The organism is Streptomyces sp. NBC_01515, assembly GCF_045040345.1.
Lineage (GTDB): Bacteria > Actinomycetota > Actinomycetes > Streptomycetales > Streptomycetaceae > Streptomyces.
The window spans coordinates 3,525,605-3,540,525 of the sequence record NZ_CP109416.1; the positions used below are offsets into that span (position 1 = coordinate 3,525,605).

14 protein-coding genes are annotated in these 14,921 nt (G+C 70.3%); 3 read left to right on the forward strand and 11 right to left on the reverse strand.

The features are described 5' to 3' along the window. Positions 1–266: 266 nt before the first annotated feature. The 4 genes from OG407_RS15620 to OG407_RS15635 all read right to left on the reverse strand — a co-directional run bounded on the left by OG407_RS15620 (position 267) and on the right by OG407_RS15635 (position 4,120). Positions 267–1,295: a 6-phosphofructokinase gene (locus OG407_RS15620; protein WP_327404697.1), complete on the reverse strand. Its 1,029-nt coding sequence runs from the start codon at positions 1,293–1,295 to the stop codon at positions 267–269. Between the two features lie 133 nt (positions 1,296–1,428). Continuing rightward, positions 1,429–2,106, reverse strand: coding sequence for a response regulator (locus tag OG407_RS15625; RefSeq protein ID WP_405858557.1), 678 nt, complete (start codon positions 2,104–2,106; stop codon positions 1,429–1,431). Beyond that, positions 2,103–3,326 (reverse strand): MacS family sensor histidine kinase, encoded by a 1,224-nt coding sequence (macS, locus tag OG407_RS15630; protein ID WP_403595178.1) that lies wholly within the window; start codon positions 3,324–3,326, stop codon positions 2,103–2,105. The genes OG407_RS15625 and macS overlap by 4 nt, the downstream gene beginning before the upstream one ends. A gap of 32 nt (positions 3,327–3,358) precedes the next feature. Beyond that, complete coding sequence (locus tag OG407_RS15635) at positions 3,359–4,120, reverse strand: lysophospholipid acyltransferase family protein (RefSeq protein ID WP_405868423.1); 762 nt, start codon at positions 4,118–4,120, stop codon at positions 3,359–3,361. Positions 4,121–4,312: 192 nt separating this feature from the next. Between OG407_RS15635 and OG407_RS15640 the strand changes: the two genes are divergently transcribed. Then, positions 4,313–5,125 (forward strand): alpha/beta hydrolase, encoded by an 813-nt coding sequence (locus OG407_RS15640; protein WP_403595625.1) that lies wholly within the window; start codon positions 4,313–4,315, stop codon positions 5,123–5,125. Further along, on the forward strand, positions 5,118–5,738 hold the full coding sequence (locus OG407_RS15645) for a hypothetical protein (RefSeq protein WP_403595175.1): 621 nt from the start codon (positions 5,118–5,120) through the stop codon (positions 5,736–5,738). The genes OG407_RS15640 and OG407_RS15645 overlap by 8 nt, the downstream gene beginning before the upstream one ends. A gap of 1 nt (position 5,739) precedes the next feature. Here OG407_RS15645 and OG407_RS15650 read toward each other — a convergent pair whose 3' ends face one another. The 6 genes from OG407_RS15650 to OG407_RS15675 all read right to left on the reverse strand — a co-directional run bounded on the left by OG407_RS15650 (position 5,740) and on the right by OG407_RS15675 (position 11,117). Continuing rightward, the gene (locus tag OG407_RS15650; RefSeq protein WP_405858560.1) at positions 5,740–6,489 is read right to left on the reverse strand and encodes an endonuclease/exonuclease/phosphatase family protein; all 750 of its coding nucleotides are present in this window, start codon (positions 6,487–6,489) and stop codon (positions 5,740–5,742) included. 139 nt (positions 6,490–6,628) lie between these two features. Next, positions 6,629–7,582: an ROK family glucokinase gene (locus tag OG407_RS15655; protein WP_033284421.1), complete on the reverse strand. Its 954-nt coding sequence runs from the start codon at positions 7,580–7,582 to the stop codon at positions 6,629–6,631. Between the two features lie 174 nt (positions 7,583–7,756). Then, positions 7,757–8,254 carry a DUF5304 domain-containing protein gene (locus OG407_RS15660; protein ID WP_405858562.1) on the reverse strand — a complete coding sequence of 166 codons (498 nt, stop codon included), beginning with the start codon at positions 8,252–8,254 and terminating at the stop codon, positions 7,757–7,759. Between the two features lie 81 nt (positions 8,255–8,335). Continuing rightward, positions 8,336–9,508 (reverse strand): ArsA family ATPase, encoded by a 1,173-nt coding sequence (locus OG407_RS15665; protein WP_405858563.1) that lies wholly within the window; start codon positions 9,506–9,508, stop codon positions 8,336–8,338. Between the two features lie 241 nt (positions 9,509–9,749). After that, positions 9,750–10,214: an SRPBCC family protein gene (locus OG407_RS15670; RefSeq protein WP_403595165.1), complete on the reverse strand. Its 465-nt coding sequence runs from the start codon at positions 10,212–10,214 to the stop codon at positions 9,750–9,752. Between the two features lie 147 nt (positions 10,215–10,361). Next, on the reverse strand, positions 10,362–11,117 hold the full coding sequence (locus tag OG407_RS15675; RefSeq protein ID WP_405868425.1) for a metallophosphoesterase: 756 nt from the start codon (positions 11,115–11,117) through the stop codon (positions 10,362–10,364). A 338-nt stretch (positions 11,118–11,455) separates the two neighbouring features. On the opposite strand from OG407_RS15675, the gene OG407_RS15680 reads away from it, so the two are divergent. Continuing rightward, on the forward strand, positions 11,456–13,291 hold the full coding sequence (locus tag OG407_RS15680; RefSeq protein ID WP_405858565.1) for an AMP-dependent synthetase/ligase: 1,836 nt from the start codon (positions 11,456–11,458) through the stop codon (positions 13,289–13,291). A 22-nt stretch (positions 13,292–13,313) separates the two neighbouring features. Here OG407_RS15680 and OG407_RS15685 read toward each other — a convergent pair whose 3' ends face one another. After that, entirely contained in the window at positions 13,314–14,900 is a 1,587-nt protein-coding gene (locus OG407_RS15685) for a GMC oxidoreductase (RefSeq protein WP_405868427.1), read from the reverse strand. Positions 14,901–14,921: the final 21 nt, after the last annotated feature.

Sequence of the window (14,921 nt, forward strand, 5' to 3'; positions counted from 1 at the left end):
ATCCGACCCCTCAGCCCCTTCCGCCGGATCAGCCGGCTCGACCCGTTCCGTCGGATCAGCGGGTTCGGGCCGTTCCGCCGGGCGCCGCGGGCGCCGCCGCCGCTGCGGGCGGTTCTCAGGCGGATCCGACCCTTCAGCCCCTTCCGCGGGATCAACCGGTCCGGCCTGTGCGGCCCGTTCCGTCAGATCAGCCGGTCAGCCGGATCCGGCCGTCCACCCATTCCGGCGGTTCCGCCCTTTCCACCCGCCCCACCCGCCCCCTCGGCTCAGCCGAAGAACACCCCGACCTCCTCGTACAGCTTTGGGTCGACCGTCTTCAGTTGGGCTGTGGCCTCCGCGATCGGTACGCGGACGATGTCCGTGCCGCGTAGGGCGACCATCTTGCCGAAGTCGCCGTCGCGGACGGCCTCGATGGCGTGCAGGCCGAAGCGGGTGGCGAGCCAGCGGTCGAAGGCGCTGGGGGTGCCGCCGCGCTGGACGTGGCCGAGGACGGTGGTGCGGGCCTCCTTGCCGGTGCGCTTCTCCAGCTCCTTGGCCAGCCACTCGCCCACCCCGGACAGCCGGACGTGTCCGAAGGAGTCGAGGGTGCCGTCCTTGAGGACCACGTCGCCGTCCTTCGGCATGGCCCCCTCCGCGACGACCACGATCGGGGCGTACGACGCCTTGAAGCGGGACGTGATCCAGGCGCACACCTGGTCGACGTCGAAGCGCTGCTCAGGGATGAGGATGACGTTCGCGCCGCCCGCGAGGCCGGAGTGGATGGCGATCCAGCCGGTGTGCCGGCCCATCACCTCGCAGACCAGGATGCGCATGTGCGACTCGGCGGTGGTGTGCAGCCGGTCGATCGCCTCGGTGGCGATGCCGACGGCGGTGTCGAAGCCGAAGGTGTAGTCGGTGGCGGACAGGTCGTTGTCGATGGTCTTCGGTACGCCGACGCAGGGCACCCCGCTCTCGTCCCACAGCCGCGCGGCCACCCCGAGCGTGTCCTCGCCGCCGATCACGATGAGCGCGTCGACCTCCTGCGCGGCGAGGTTGGCCTTGATCCGGCTGATGCCGTTCTCCAGCTTCAGCGGGTTGGTGCGGGAGGAGCCGAGGATGGTGCCCCCGCGGGGCAGGATGCCGCGCACCGCGGGGATGTCGAGCCGGACGGTGTCGCCTTCGAGCGGGCCTCGCCAGCCGTCCCGGTAGCCGACGAAGCTGTAGCCGTACTCCTGTACGCCCTTGCGGACGATGCCCCGGATGACGGCGTTGAGTCCGGGGCAGTCGCCGCCTCCGGTCAGTACTCCGACGCGCATGGAAATATCCCTTCGCCGCGGTTTCCTGTGAGAGCCACGCTAATGGTGATCCAGGTCACAGAGGGATGGGCGGGAAGGTCAATTCGGCTGAATTATGGGGGAGTTGATCTACGCGTCGGATCAACTGGCGCGGCTACGCGTCGTCGAGGCCGCGCTCTATCGCGTACCGGACCAGCTCCACCCGGTTGTGCAACTGCAGCTTGCCCAGGGTGTTCTGGACATGGTTCTGGACCGTGCGGTGCGAGATGACCAGGCGTTCGGCGATCTGCTTGTAGCTCAGGCCCTTGGCGACCAGGCGCAGCACTTCGGTCTCGCGGTCGGTGAGTTGGGGTGCCTTGGGCTGGTCGCCGTCGGTGGCCGGTGCCGGGTCGGAGGCCAGGCGGCGGTACTCGCCGAGGACCAGTCCGGCGAGCCCGGGTGTGAACACCGGGTCGCCGACCGCCGTCCGGCGCACCGCGTCCAACAGCTCTTCCGTGGAAGCCGACTTGAGCAGATAGCCGGTCGCGCCCGACTTCACCGCCTCCAGCACGTCCGCGTGCTCGCCGCTCGCGGAGAGGACCAGGACGCGCAACGCCGGGTTGGCGGCGACCAGTTCCTTGCAGACCTGGACACCGGGCATCGCCGGCAGGTTCAGGTCGAGGACGAGGACGTCGGGGGCCGCGGCCTTGGCCCGGCGTACCGCCTGCTCGCCGTCACCGGCGGTGGCGACCACGGCGAAGCCGGACTCGGCCAGGTCGCGGGCGACGGCGTCGCGCCACATCGGGTGGTCGTCGACCACCATGACCCTGATCGGGCCCCGCTGCTCACTCATCGTGTCCCCGCCTTCCCCCGCGCTTTCGGTACCTTCAGCTCAACTTCCGTGCCCTGCCCGGGAATCGACACCAGTTCGGCACTGCCCCCGAGGTCCCGCAACCGCCCCCGGATCGACAGGGCGACCCCGAGCCGCCCCTCCCCCTCGGCCTGCGCGAGCCGCCCCTCGGGAATCCCGGGCCCGTCGTCCCGCACGGTCACCACGACCTCCCGGGGTTCGTCCTCGACCAGGATCCACGCCCGCGCGTCCTCCCCGGCATGCCGGCGCACATTGTCCAGCGCGGCCCCGACAGCGGCGGCCAGCTCCTTCGCCGCGGGCGCGGGCAACGGCACCGGAGCCCCCGGCTCGGCGAAACTCACCTTGGCCGCGGCATACGGCGCGAGCAGCCCCCGCAGATCGACCGGCCCGCCGTCGTCGGGTTCCTCGACTTCCACTTCCACGGCCCTCACGACCGCGCCCTCCGCCGCGTCCAGCGACACCCGGGACACGGGCACCAGCGCGCCGGAGACCAGGGTGCGCAGTGCGATCTCCTGCTCGCCCGCCATCCGGCCCAGCTCGCCCGCCTCGCCGCCGAGCACGGCACCGCGCCGCTGGACCATCGCCAGCACCTGGAGGACGCCGTCGTGGATGTCCCGGGCGAGCCGCTCCCGTTCCCGGGTGGTGGCCTCGATCTCCAGGGCGCGGGCGAGGGTGCGCTCGGAGGCACGGGCGACCTCCACGACGTAGCCGATGGCGATGGAGGCGACCCAGACGAGGACCACGTTGTGGACGGTGTCGCGGGCCGGGGAGCCGCGCTCGATCAGGTTGGCGACGGCGACCGGTGTGGAGGCGAACGCGGCCCAGCGCCAGCCGCCCTTGATGGCGAACGCGAGAACCGAGCCGGCGGTCCATATCGACGGCAGCGTGGGACCGCCGCTGGAGATGTGGTGGTCGTCGGCCGCGAGCGGGGTGAGGACGATGCCGGTCAGCGCGATCGCGAGGTCGACGGCGAGGAAGCGCTTGGTACAGGCGACCGCGCTCTGCACCCGGGGCAGGGTGACGAGCGTCCAGACGAACAGGACGACGTAGAAGGCGATGGCGATGCCGGGACGGTCGAACTCGTCGTAGGCGGAGGCGAACAGCCCGATCGCGTACAGCATGGTGAGCACGCGGTAGCCGCTCAGGGCGCGCCAGAGCGGCTGCTCCACGGACATTCTGACGACACGTACCTGCTTGGCCATCTCCCCCACCCCCGACACAGACTCCGGCCCGCCTATGGGCTGGTCTGTTCCTTCTCCGTCTGTTCCTTCTCCGTCTGTGCGAGCGCCGCCTTGGCCGCCTTGTCCGCTTCCTTGTCGGCCTTCTGCGCATCCGCGATCTGCCGCTTGGCGGCGGTCGCGTAGATGTCGACGTACTCCTGGCCGGAGAGCTTCATGATCTCGTACATGACCTCGTCGGTCACCGCGCGGAGGACGAAACGGTCGTGCTCCATGCCGTTGTACCGGCTGAAGTCGAGCGGCTTGCCGATCCGGATGCCGGGCCGCATCAGCTTCGGCATCACCTTCCCCGGCGGCTGGATCTTCTCCGTGTCGATCATCGCGACCGGGATCACCGGGGCGCCGCTGGCGAGCGCCACGCGCGCGAGGCCGCCGGGCTTGCCCCGGTAGAGCCGGCCGTCCGGGGAGCGCGTGCCCTCCGGATAGATACCGAACAGTTCGCCGCGCTCCAGGACGTCGATCCCGGCCTTGATCGCGGCCTCGCCCGCCCCGCGCGCACCGGAGCGGTCCACCGGAAGCTGGCCGGCGCCCTTGAAGAACGCGGCCGTCAGCTTGCCCTTCACCCCGGGGGTCGTGAAGTACTCGGCCTTCGCGATGAAGGTCACCTTGCGGTCCAGGACCGCGGGCAGGAAGAACGAGTCCGAGAACGAGAGGTGATTGCTCGCCAGAATGGCGGCGCCCTCGTCCGGAATGTTCTCCAGGCCCTCCACCCAGGGTCGGAAGGCGACCTTCAGCGGTCCCCCGATGGCGACCTTCATCGTGCCGTACAACAACCGAGTGCCTCCCGTTTCCGTCGATCAGACCTTAACCCGGAGCACTGTCAAAGGACCCGACGACCCTGGTCGGTGTCAGTGCGGTCGCGTACGGTTAACCGCACCTGGACTTGTTCAGACCCCTCTCATGAACACGCGTCTCACCATCACGCCCTTCTCATGAACAGGAGACCGAAGGTGCCGGTCCTCCCCGGAGCCGAGCCGTACCGCCACGAGGGCGGGGAGGTCGGAGTGCTCCTCTGCCACGGCTTCACCGGTTCCCCGCAGTCGCTGCGCCCCTGGGCGGAGCACCTGGCCGAGCGCGGCCTCACCGTGTCGCTGCCGCTGCTGCCCGGGCACGGCACGCGCTGGGAGGACATGCAGCTCACCGGCTGGCAGGACTGGTACGCGGAGGTGGACCGCGAGCTGCGCGCCCTGCGCGAGCGCTGCTCGCAGGTCTTCGTCGCGGGCCTGTCCATGGGCGGCGCGCTGGCGTTGCGGCTGGCCGCGAAGCACGGTGACGAGATCAGCGGTGTCGTGGTGGTCAACCCCGGTATCAAGGTGCACGGCCTCGCGGCGTACGCCCTTCCGGTGGCCCGCCATCTGGTGCGTACGGCGCCGGGTATCGCCAGCGACATCGCGAAGGAGGGCAGCGAGGAGGTCGGGTACGACAAGGTGCCGCTGCACTCCGCGCACTCCCTGCGCAATTTCTTCCGGCTGGTCGACCGCGAGCTGCCCCAGGTCACCCAGCCGCTCCTGCTGCTGCACAGCCCCCAGGACCATGTGGTTCCGCCGGCCGACTCGGCTCGTGTCCTCAGCCGGGTTTCCTCGGCCGACGTGACGGAGATCCTGCTGGAACAGAGCTACCACGTCGCGACGTTGGACCACGACGCGGACCGGATTTTCGAGGAGAGCTTCACGTTCATCGGCCGGCTCGCACCCAGTGTCGGCAAGCAGGCGTCCGACACGGGCCGGGTGAGCGAGCAGGAAGGGACGGCCACAGGTGGCTGAGCACGACTCCGACCGCGAGGGCCTCGAACCGGACGAGCAGGGCGTCCCGTTCGACGAGGAGGCCGCGTGGGCCGCGATCGTCGCCGGGTACGGCGACGAGCCCAAGGATCCGCCGGGCGCCAAGCCGTTCAAGTCGATCGAGGATCTCGCGCTGCTCGATCCCGAGAAGAACGACGCCAAGTCCACGGAGAAGCCGGACAAGGCGGATAAGGCGGAGCACGCCGAGAGCCCGGAGAGCGCCGGCAAAGGGGAGCAGCCGCCCGCCAAGCCGCTCGGCAGTTCGGTCTCCTTCGCGCCCGGTGTCGGCGGTCCCCGTGACTTCACCTCGCCGGACTCCTCCGAGGAGGACTTCGACGAGGACGACGAGGGCCACTTCGTACCGCCGGAGCCGCCCCCGCTGCCCGACGCCGACACGACCGCCAAGTTCGCCTGGCTCGGGGTGATCGGCGGCCCGATCCTGCTGCTGCTCGCGGTGCTGCTCAGCTGGGACATGACCTGGTGGCTGGCGACCATCGGGATCGGTGGATTCCTGGGCGGATTCGGCACGTTGGTGATGCGGATGCGGACGGACGAGGAGGACGGGGACGATCCGGGGCGGGGTGCGGTCGTCTGACCTAACGAACTGCCGGGATCTTGAGGGCGGCCAGCACCGGGAAGTGGTCGGTGGCCGCCCTCACATCTGCCTCCGTGACCCCGGGCAGTCCGAGCGGTACCCCGCAGCCCAGTACCTCGATGCCCTGCGTCGCGAAGATCGCGTCGATGCGCTGGAAGGGGTTGCCGGGGGTCCAGGTGTTCTCGGCGCCCCAGGGGGCGGTGGCCCAGCAGTCCTGGAGTTCCTTGGCCAGGCGGCCGAAAGTCCGGCCGTCGGGGCGGTCGTTGAGGTCGCCGCCCGCGATCACGTGGTCCACGCCCATGCCGGCCAGCCGGTCGAGCAGCATGCCGCCCTGCTCGTAGCGCTCGTCCTCGCGGAGGCTGAGGTGACAGCTGAGGACTCCCAGGCGGGCGCCTCCGAACCGTACGACCGCGGTGGCGAAGCCGCGTCGGTGTTGGCCGGGGGTCAGTGGCAGGAGTACGTCCTCCGTGCGCTCGACCGTTGCCCGGAGCGAGCACAACAGCGCCGGGCCGGCTGCGGTGCCTCCGCCGGAGAGGACCACCAGGCCGGAGGCGGAGGCGAGGCGGGCCAGCTTCTTGCGCCAGCGGAAGAAGAGGGGGGCCTCTTGGATCAGGACGAGGTCGGGGGCGCAGGCCCTGATGACGCGGGCCAGGGCGTCCGTGTCGTCGCGCATCGAGCGGATGTTGTAGCTCAGGACGCGGATGATCGCCGAACCGTCGGGGTCTGTGCGGGAGTTGGGGAGCGGCACCATGTGGATCAATCTACGCCCGACAGCTCGGGGCGCGGGGTACGTGGGCGAGTGCCGGTCGTATGTGGCTGGTCGCGCCCACGCGGCGGTAGCCGCATATCGGCTACCGCCCCGCGCCCCTAAGGCAAAAGGACAGGGCGCGTTACATGATCGGGTCCGGCTCCCTCGCCAGGTCCGCCGCGCCCACCATGCCCGCCTTGTTGCCGAGCTGGGCCGCGATCACGTCGGCGACCGGGCGCCAGTTGCCGCCCACCAGCCAGCGCTTGTAGGACTTGCGGATGGGGTCGAGGACCAGCTCGCCCTCGTCGGAGAGGCCGCCGCCGACGATGAACGCGGAGGGGTCGAAGAGGGAGGCGAGGTCGGCGAGACCGGCGCCGGCCCAGCGGGCCAGTTCGCGGTACGAGTCGACGGCCACCGGGTCGCCCTGCCGGGCGGCCATGGAGATGTGCTTGCCCTCGATGCCCTCGGGGGTTCCGTCGCCGAGCGAGAGGAGCACCTCCGCGGACTCGGGGGTGGCGTTCGCGCGCTGCTTGGCGTAGCGCACGAGCGCGCGGCCCGACGCGTACTGCTCCCAGCAGCCCTGTGAGCCGCAGCCGCAGAGCAGGCCGTCCGGCACCATGCGGATGTGGCCGAACTCGGCGGCCACCCCGAAGTGTCCGCGGCGCAGCTTGTTGCCGATGATGATGCCGCCGCCGAGGCCGGTGCCGAGCGTGATGCAGATGACGTTGCGGTGGCCCTTGCCGGCACCGAACTTGTACTCGCCCCAGGCCGCGGCGTTCGCGTCGTTCTCCACGACGACGGGGAGGCCCACGCGGGCCTCGACCTTCTCCTTCAGCGGTTCCTGGCGCCAGTCGATGTTCGGCGCGAAGTAGACCGTGGAGCGCTGGCGGTTGACGTATCCGGCGGCACCGATGCCCACGCCGACGATCTCGTGCCCGGCGCGCGCTCCGTCGACCGCGGCGGCGATGGCGTCCACGATGCCCTCGGCCGTGCCCGGGGTCGGCACCTTGTGGGTCGAGAGGATGTTGCCTTCCTCGTCGACCACCCCGGCCGCGATCTTGGTGCCGCCGATATCGACGCCGATGGTGAGTCCCATGAATCCCTCAGTTTCGGTCGAGCCCCGCTACGGCCCACCGTACCCGAGGGCCTGCCGTCGGAATCGCGGCGTTCGCCCGCTGGGCGGGCCCGACGGGCTCTGGTGGCGGTGAGGGAAGTGCGCACCAGAGCCGGCCGGGCGGACGTGAATCCGACGGCAGGTCCTCGGGGCCCTCTAGTCCAGGTCGATGCGCTCCCCGGGACCGGAGTCGTCTCCCCGGTCGCGGCGGTCGTTCTTCAGGTCCTTCAACTCGCTGTCACGGGCCGTCCAGCGCTGCTCCTGGGCCTGGACCGCGGAGCGGTACGCGGCGAGGAGTTCGCTGCCGGCCGCCGCGAGGTGGTCGAAGACGTCCGGGTTGCGTTCGATGACGGGCTCGACGGCGGCCTTGGCCTGCTGGACGACCTGCTTCACCACCTGCTGGGCGGCCGGTCCGGCGACCTGGCCGAGCAGCGGGGACTGAAGGCCGGACAGCTTGTCCGCGACGGTGTCGACGAGCTTGCGCAGTTCCTCGGCGGCCGAGCCCGGGGGCTGGCCGTACTGGGTGCGGCGGCGGGCCTTCTCCGCCGCGAGGTCTTCGGCGGCCGCCGTCGCCCAGGCGTCGGCGTCGGTCGCCCGCACCTCGTCGAGCGCCTCGTCCTTGCGGGCGTCGGACGGGGGGAGCTCTTCGCTCATGACGGACTCCTGACTACGGTTCGTCTCTACGACGTTACCCGAATGGGCGTACGTGCTTCACGGCTCCGCACCCACCAATCCTCACCTTCCCTGCGGCCACAGGTCCGGGTCGGGGGCGAAACGGATGCGCAGTTCGCCCTCGCGCAGGGCGGCGCCGGCCACGGTGCAGCGGCGCAGGGCCGACGGCAGCGGCACGATCCGGCGGAACCGGCCGACGGTGACGACGAGTTCGTCGCCGCGCCGGACCAGGTCCAGCTCGTCCCGTATCGCGCCGGGCAGCGGAATGCCCCAGACCAGCACGCCGTCCTCGGCCAGCCGGTCGGCGACCGGCCACTCGACCGCGGAACCGGCCTCGGTGACACCGGGCACGGCGAGCGCGGTGAGGTCATCGGTGCCGCGCGGGTCGTGGCCGAGGTGCGGGACGTGGCGGACGTCGTCGTACGTCCCCTGCCACTCGTCCAGGGTCTTGCGCTGCTGCGCGTTGAGGCCGGCCAGCCAGGTGTCCTCGACGGACTCGGGCAGCACCCGGTTGGCGACCAGCACGTCGGGGCGCAGGCCGCGCAGGGCGAGCGCGAGCCCGGCCTCGCGGACGGCGTCGGCGCCCGCCGGTCCGGGCTCGGCGACCAGTCGTACGGTCGTGTCCCGATCGGCGAGAACCGCTTCCACGGCGGCCAGTTCGACGTCCCAGCGGCCGGCTGTGTCGTAGAGCCACTCCGAGGGCATCGGGACGCCGGCGAGGCGGCCGAGGACCGGGCGGAGGGCGCGGGCCGCCTGCCGCTCGGCCGGGAGGAGGCGGCGGAGGTAGCGGCGGAGTTCCTCGGGGAGGGCGAGGAGGGCGAGCGCGTGGGGGGTCGGCGGGAGGTCTACGACGAGGAGGTCGTAGGCCTCGGACAGGGCCGCGTCCCTGAGGGCCCGGAGGAGGGCCAGTTCCTCGGCGCCGGGGAGGGGGGTCACCTCTTCCGCGTCCAGGCGAGCCGCGCCGAGGAGTTCGAGGGCGGTGGAGGCGCGGTCCTGGAAGGCGGTGAGGTCCGCGCGGAAGGATTCCGTGGCGTCGGGGCGCCATGCCGTGAGGTTCTCGGCGGCTTCTACTGGGGCCGCTCCCGTCACCACGCCCAGGGCGGCGCCTAGGGTGTCGCCGCGGTCGGCACCGAGGAGGAGGGTCCGGGTGCCGGTGCCTGCGGCGGCTTGGGCGGTGGCTGCGGCGAGGGTGCTGCGGCCGCTGCCGCCTGGGCCGGTGATCAGGATGGTACGCATATGAGTGAACGGTAGTCGCTCGGTGGGGGTTGAGCGCCGTCGCCGGGGGCTCCGCCCCCGGACCCCCGTCGGCCCTGAAGCGGCCTCGTCCTCAAACGCCGGACGGGCTGGGTACAACCGGCCTGCGCAAGAAAGCCACCGGACGCGCTGGATGGCGCTGGGCCGCGTCAGAAATGGCGCCGACCCGTCTCAGAAGGCACCGCACGGGCCCAGATTGCCGGCCGGCGCCGAAAAGGCCCGCCTACTTCTCGTCCGTCTCCACCGGCGGCTCGCCCGACTCCACCCGCTTCTTCAAGCCCGCCAACGCCCGGTCGATGATGACCTTCTCGGCCTTGCGCTTGATCATCCCCAGCATGGGGATCTTGACGTCCACCGTGAGGAGGTACGTGACCTCCGTGGCACCCGCGCCCGAGGGCTTGAGGAGGTAGGAGCCGTCCAGGGAGCGCAGCATCTGGGACTTGACGAGGGTCCAGGAGACCTCGTTGTCGCCGGTCCAGGTGTACGCGAGGGTCTGGTCGTCCTTGATCGCGCCGGCGTCCATGACGAGGCGGACCTGTTCGGCCCGGCCGCGCTCGTCGGTCTTGAGGACGTCCGCCTCCTTCACCTCGCCGGTCCAGTCCGGGTAGCGGGCGAAGTCGGCGATCACTTCCATCACTTCGGCCGGTGCCGCCTCGATCGTGATGCTCGAACTGGTGTGTTCCGCCATCGCTGTGGCTCCTCCAGATGCGGACCGGCAGGGCGTCGTCGTCGTGCGCATGTGCGTGCAGCGTGAAGGCTACCTCCCCGCCAACCCCCTTACCGCACCCCCTACCTGCGGACATCAGGAGGAGGTCGGGACGAAGTCGGGAGGAGGTCACCACTCCAGTACCCACGGCTTGCCGCTCCCCGCGAAGTGCCCCACGTTCACGCACTCGGTCGCCCCGATCCGCATCCGGCGCACGAGCGGCTGGTGGACGTGGCCGAACAGTGCATAGCGGGGCCTGGTGCGGCGGATGGCGTCCAGGAGGGCGCGGCTGCCGCGTTCGAAGCGGCGCGCGACGGTGTCGTAGACCAGCTCGGGGACCTCGGGCGGGATGTGGGTGCACAGGACGTCGACCTCGCCGACCGCCTCGATCTTCGCGGCGTACTCCTCGTCGCTGATCTCGTACGGGGTGCGCATGGGGGTGCGGAGGCCGCCGCCGACGAAGCCGAAGGTCCAGCCGCCGATCTCGACGCGTTCGCCGTCGAGCACGGTGGTTCCGGGGCCGGCGTACTCGGGCCACAGGGTCGGCATGTCGACGTTGCCGTAGGTGGCGTACGTCGGGGTGGGGAAGGCGGCGAACATCTCGGCGTACTGTTTGCGGACCGCCTTCTCGATCAGGGCCGCCCGGTCGCCGCCGACGCCGGACCAGAGGCGGGCGCCCAGTTCTCGGGCCTCCTCGAAGCGGCGGGCGGTGCGCAGCTCGACCAGGCGGTCGGCGTTCTCCTCGCCGAAGAGTTCGGGGAAGATCCCGCGCGTGTGGTCGGCGTAGTCGAGGAAGAGGACGAGGTCGCCCAGGCAGATCAGGGCGTCGGCACCCTCGCCGGATCTGGCCAGGTCGCGGGCGTTGCCGTGCACGTCGCTGACCACATGGATGCGCGTCCCGGAGTTACCGGCCGGTGTGGGTGCCATGACGATCAAGCGTAGGCGTGTGCGGCAAACGTGAACAGTGGCGGCGGAGCTTGCGGTTACTGGCCAGTCAAGAAAGGGGTGGACTACTGTGCGCGAGGAAACACCAATCTGTGTGACGCAGCGAACATCTCGCCGGACCCCCCTGTCGTAGGACCCATACCGGCGGGTAACGTCCGGGCAGTCCAGTCGTGCTCAGGATTTCAACCACCGGGTCCTGACGCACCTGCCCGAGTCTTGGACCGGACCGTCGCATCACACAACGTCGTGGCGCCGGCGCCCTATGAGGAGCAGCAGTCTTGCGCGAGTTCAGCCTTCCGGCTTTGTACGAGGTCCCTGCGGACGGCAATCTGACCGACATCGTCCGCAGAAACGCCGCGCAGCACCCAGATGTCGCCGTCATCGCCCGCAAGGGGAGCGCAGCGAAATGGGGGTCCCCCCGGCCGGAGGCTGGGGGAGGCGGCTGGCAGGACGTGACCGCCACGGTCTTCCTCGCCGAGGTGCACGCCGCCGCCAAGGGGCTCATCGCCTCCGGCGTCCAGCCCGGCGACCGGGTCGGCCTGATGTCCCGCACGCGGTACGAGTGGACGCTGCTCGACTTCGCGATCTGGTGCGCGGGCGCGATCACCGTGCCGGTGTACGAGACCAGTTCGCCGGAGCAGGTGCAGTGGATCCTGAGCGACTCGGGCGCCACCGCCGTCATCGTCGAGCAGGACGGGCACGCCGCCACCGTCGAGTCGGTGCGGGCTCAGCTGCCCGCGCTCAAGCACGTGTGGCAGATCGACGCCGGCGCGATCGACGAGCTGGACCGTGCGGGCAAGGACGTCACCGACGCGACCGTCGAGGAGCGCAGCTCGCTGGCGAAGGCAGACGACCCCGCGACCATCGTGTACACCTCCGGTACTACGGGTCGCCCCAAGGGCTGCGTGCTCACCCACCGCAGCTTCTTCGCGGAGTGCGGCAACATCGTGGAGCGGCTGCGCCCGCTGTTCCGCACCGGCGAGTGCTCGGTGCTGCTGTTCCTGCCGCTCGCGCACGTCTTCGGGCGGCTGGTGCAGATCGCGCCGATGATGGCGCCGATCAAGCTGGGCCTGGTCCCGGACATCAAGAACCTCACCGACGAACTCGCCTCGTTCCGGCCGACGTTGATCCTGGGCGTGCCGCGCGTCTTCGAGAAGGTCTACAACTCGGCGCGGGCCAAGGCGCAGGCGGACGGCAAGGGCAAGATCTTCGACAAGGCGGCCGACACCGCGATCGCGTACAGCCGCGCGCTGGACACCCCGGCGGGTCCGTCCCTCGGTCTGAAGATCAAGTACAAGACCTTCGACAAGCTCGTCTACAGCAAGCTGCGCGCGGTGCTCGGCGGCAAGGGCGAGTACGCGATCTCCGGCGGCGCCCCGCTGGGCGAGCGCCTGGGCCACTTCTTCCGCGGCATCGGCTTCACGGTCCTGGAGGGCTACGGCCTGACCGAGTCCTGCGCGGCCACCGCGTTCAACCCCTGGGACCGCACGAAGATCGGCACGGTCGGCCAGCCGCTGCCCGGCTCGGTCGTGCGCATCGCGGACGACGGCGAGGTGCTGCTGCACGGCGAGCACCTGTTCAAGGGCTACTGGAACAACGAGGCCGCCACGGCCGAGGCGCTGGCCGACGGCTGGTTCCACACCGGTGACATCGGCACCCTCGACGAGGACGGCTACCTCAGCATCACCGGTCGCAAGAAGGAGATCATCGTCACCGCGGGCGGCAAGAACGTCGCCCCGGCCGTGATCGAGGACCGCATCCGCGCGCACGCGCTGGTCGCGGAGTGCATGGTCGTCGGCGACGGGCGGCCCTTCGTGGGCGCGCTGATCACCATCGACGACGAGTTCCTGGGCCGCTGGGCTGCCGAGCACGGCAAGCCGGCGGGTTCCACCGCGGCGTCGCTGCGTGACGATCCGGACCTGGTGCGGGCGGTCCAGGACGCGGTCGACGACGGCAACGCCGCGGTGTCGAAGGCGGAATCGGTGCGGAAGTTCCGCATTCTGTCCTCCCAGTTCACGGAGGAGTCGGGCCACCTGACGCCGTCGCTGAAGCTCAAGCGCAATGTGGTGGCCAAGGACTACGCGGACGAGATCGAGGCCATCTACCAGAAGTAGCGGGCCCGGTACGGGAGTTGGTCTATGACGCGGTGTCCTCGGCGAGGACCCGCGTCATCGTCCTTTCCGCGAGTGCGGTGATCGTCACGAACGGGTTGACCCCGATCGAGCCGGGCACCAGCGAGCCGTCGGTGATGTACAGCTTCGAATACCCCTTCACCCGGCCGTAGTTGTCGGTGGCCTGGCCCAACACGCAGCCGCCGAGCGGGTGGTAGCAGAAGTCGTCGGCGAAGACCTTGCTGGTGGAGCCGAACAGGTCGTACCGGTAGATCGTCCCGTTCGCCGCGTTGATCCGGTCGAACAGCTTCTTCGCCATGGCGACCGAGACCGCGCTCTGCGCCGCGGTCCAGCCGAGTTTCACCGTTCCTGAGGCGGAGTCGTACGTGAACGACGCCCGCTGCGGGTTCTTGGTGATCGCCAGGTACAGGCTGATCCAGTGCTCGATGCCCATCGGCAGCGGGGCGATCTCCGCGAAGACGGGGTTGTCGGTGTTGGCCCAGTCGTCGATGCCCATGACCGGCATCGTCGACTCGTTGGCGCCGACCGTGTCCCAGATGTGGTTGGCGCGCCCGACCATCGTGTTGCCGTTGGTCCCCCAGCCCGCTCCGACGCTCGCGTTGAGGGCCGGGAGGGTGCCCGTGTCCCGTGCGCGGACGAGGAGTTCGGTGGTGCCGAGGCTGCCGCCGCCGAGGAACAGATAGGTGCAGCTGTACTGCTTGGTCTCGACGACCGCGCCGGTGTCGTCGATCCGGTCGACGGTCAGGACGTACGACCCGTCGCTCGCCCGCGTGATCCCCTTCACCTTCTCCATGGTGTGGATGGTGACCTTGCCGGTGCCCAGCGCGGAGGCGAGGTAGGTCTTGTCGAGGCTCTTCTTGCCGTAGTTGTTGCCGTAGATGACCTCGGCGGCGAGCGCGGACTTGGTGGCGGTGCCGGCGGCCTCCTTCTGCATGTAGCCGAAGTCGTAGACGTTGGGCACGAAGGTGGTCTTCAGGCCCGCGGTGGTGGCGGCCTTCCGTGAGGTGCGGGTGAACTGGTACCACTCCGTCGACTCGAACCAGGTCGGGTCGACGGTGTTGACGCCGAGCATGGTGCGGGCGCGCGGGAAGTACGTGGCGTACATCTCGGTGGCGTCGACGGTGGGGAACTGCTCGGTGAAGTACGACTGGAGCGGGGTGACGGCCATGCCGCCGTTGACCAGCGAACCCCCGCCGACGCCACGCCCCACGTACACGGACATGTTGTCGTAGTGCACGCGGTCCAGGACGCCGGGGTACAGGCCGATGTCCTTGTTCACGATGTCCAGCCACAGGAAGGTGGCGAGCGGGGCCTCGGTGCGGGTCTTGAACCACATGGACCGCTGGTCCGGGGCGGAGGTCGAGCAGAAGATCTTGCCGTCGGACCCTGCCGTGTTCCAGAGCTTGCCCATCTCCAGGACCAGGGTGGTGATACCGGCCTGCCCGAGCCGGAGGGCGGCGACCGCACCGCCGTAACCGGACCCGACGACGATCGCGGGGGCGGCCTCGACGGCCGCGGGTTCGACGGCCTGCGCGGACTGCAGACCGATACGGGTGAGACCGGCGGTGGCGGCGGTCTGAAGGGCGATCATGCCCAGGATTTGACGTCTCGT

Bases quoted from the DNA above. Each gene is read 5' to 3' on its own strand.
- OG407_RS15620 (WP_327404697.1), bottom strand. From the start codon at position 1,295: ATGCGCGTCGGAGTACTGACCGGAGGCGGCGACTGCCCCGGACTCAAC.
- OG407_RS15625 (WP_405858557.1), bottom strand. From the start codon at position 2,106: ATGAGTGAGCAGCGGGGCCCGATCAGGGTCATGGTGGTCGACGACCAC.
- macS (WP_403595178.1), bottom strand. From the start codon at position 3,326: ATGGCCAAGCAGGTACGTGTCGTCAGAATGTCCGTGGAGCAGCCGCTC.
- OG407_RS15635 (WP_405868423.1), bottom strand. From the start codon at position 4,120: ATGAAGGTCGCCATCGGGGGACCGCTGAAGGTCGCCTTCCGACCCTGG.
- OG407_RS15650 (WP_405858560.1), bottom strand. From the start codon at position 6,489: ATGGTGCCGCTCCCCAACTCCCGCACAGACCCCGACGGTTCGGCGATC.
- OG407_RS15655 (WP_033284421.1), bottom strand. From the start codon at position 7,582: ATGGGACTCACCATCGGCGTCGATATCGGCGGCACCAAGATCGCGGCC.
- OG407_RS15660 (WP_405858562.1), bottom strand. From the start codon at position 8,254: ATGAGCGAAGAGCTCCCCCCGTCCGACGCCCGCAAGGACGAGGCGCTC.
- OG407_RS15665 (WP_405858563.1), bottom strand. From the start codon at position 9,508: ATGCGTACCATCCTGATCACCGGCCCAGGCGGCAGCGGCCGCAGCACC.
- OG407_RS15670 (WP_403595165.1), bottom strand. From the start codon at position 10,214: ATGGCGGAACACACCAGTTCGAGCATCACGATCGAGGCGGCACCGGCC.
- OG407_RS15685 (WP_405868427.1), bottom strand. From the start codon at position 14,900: ATGATCGCCCTTCAGACCGCCGCCACCGCCGGTCTCACCCGTATCGGT.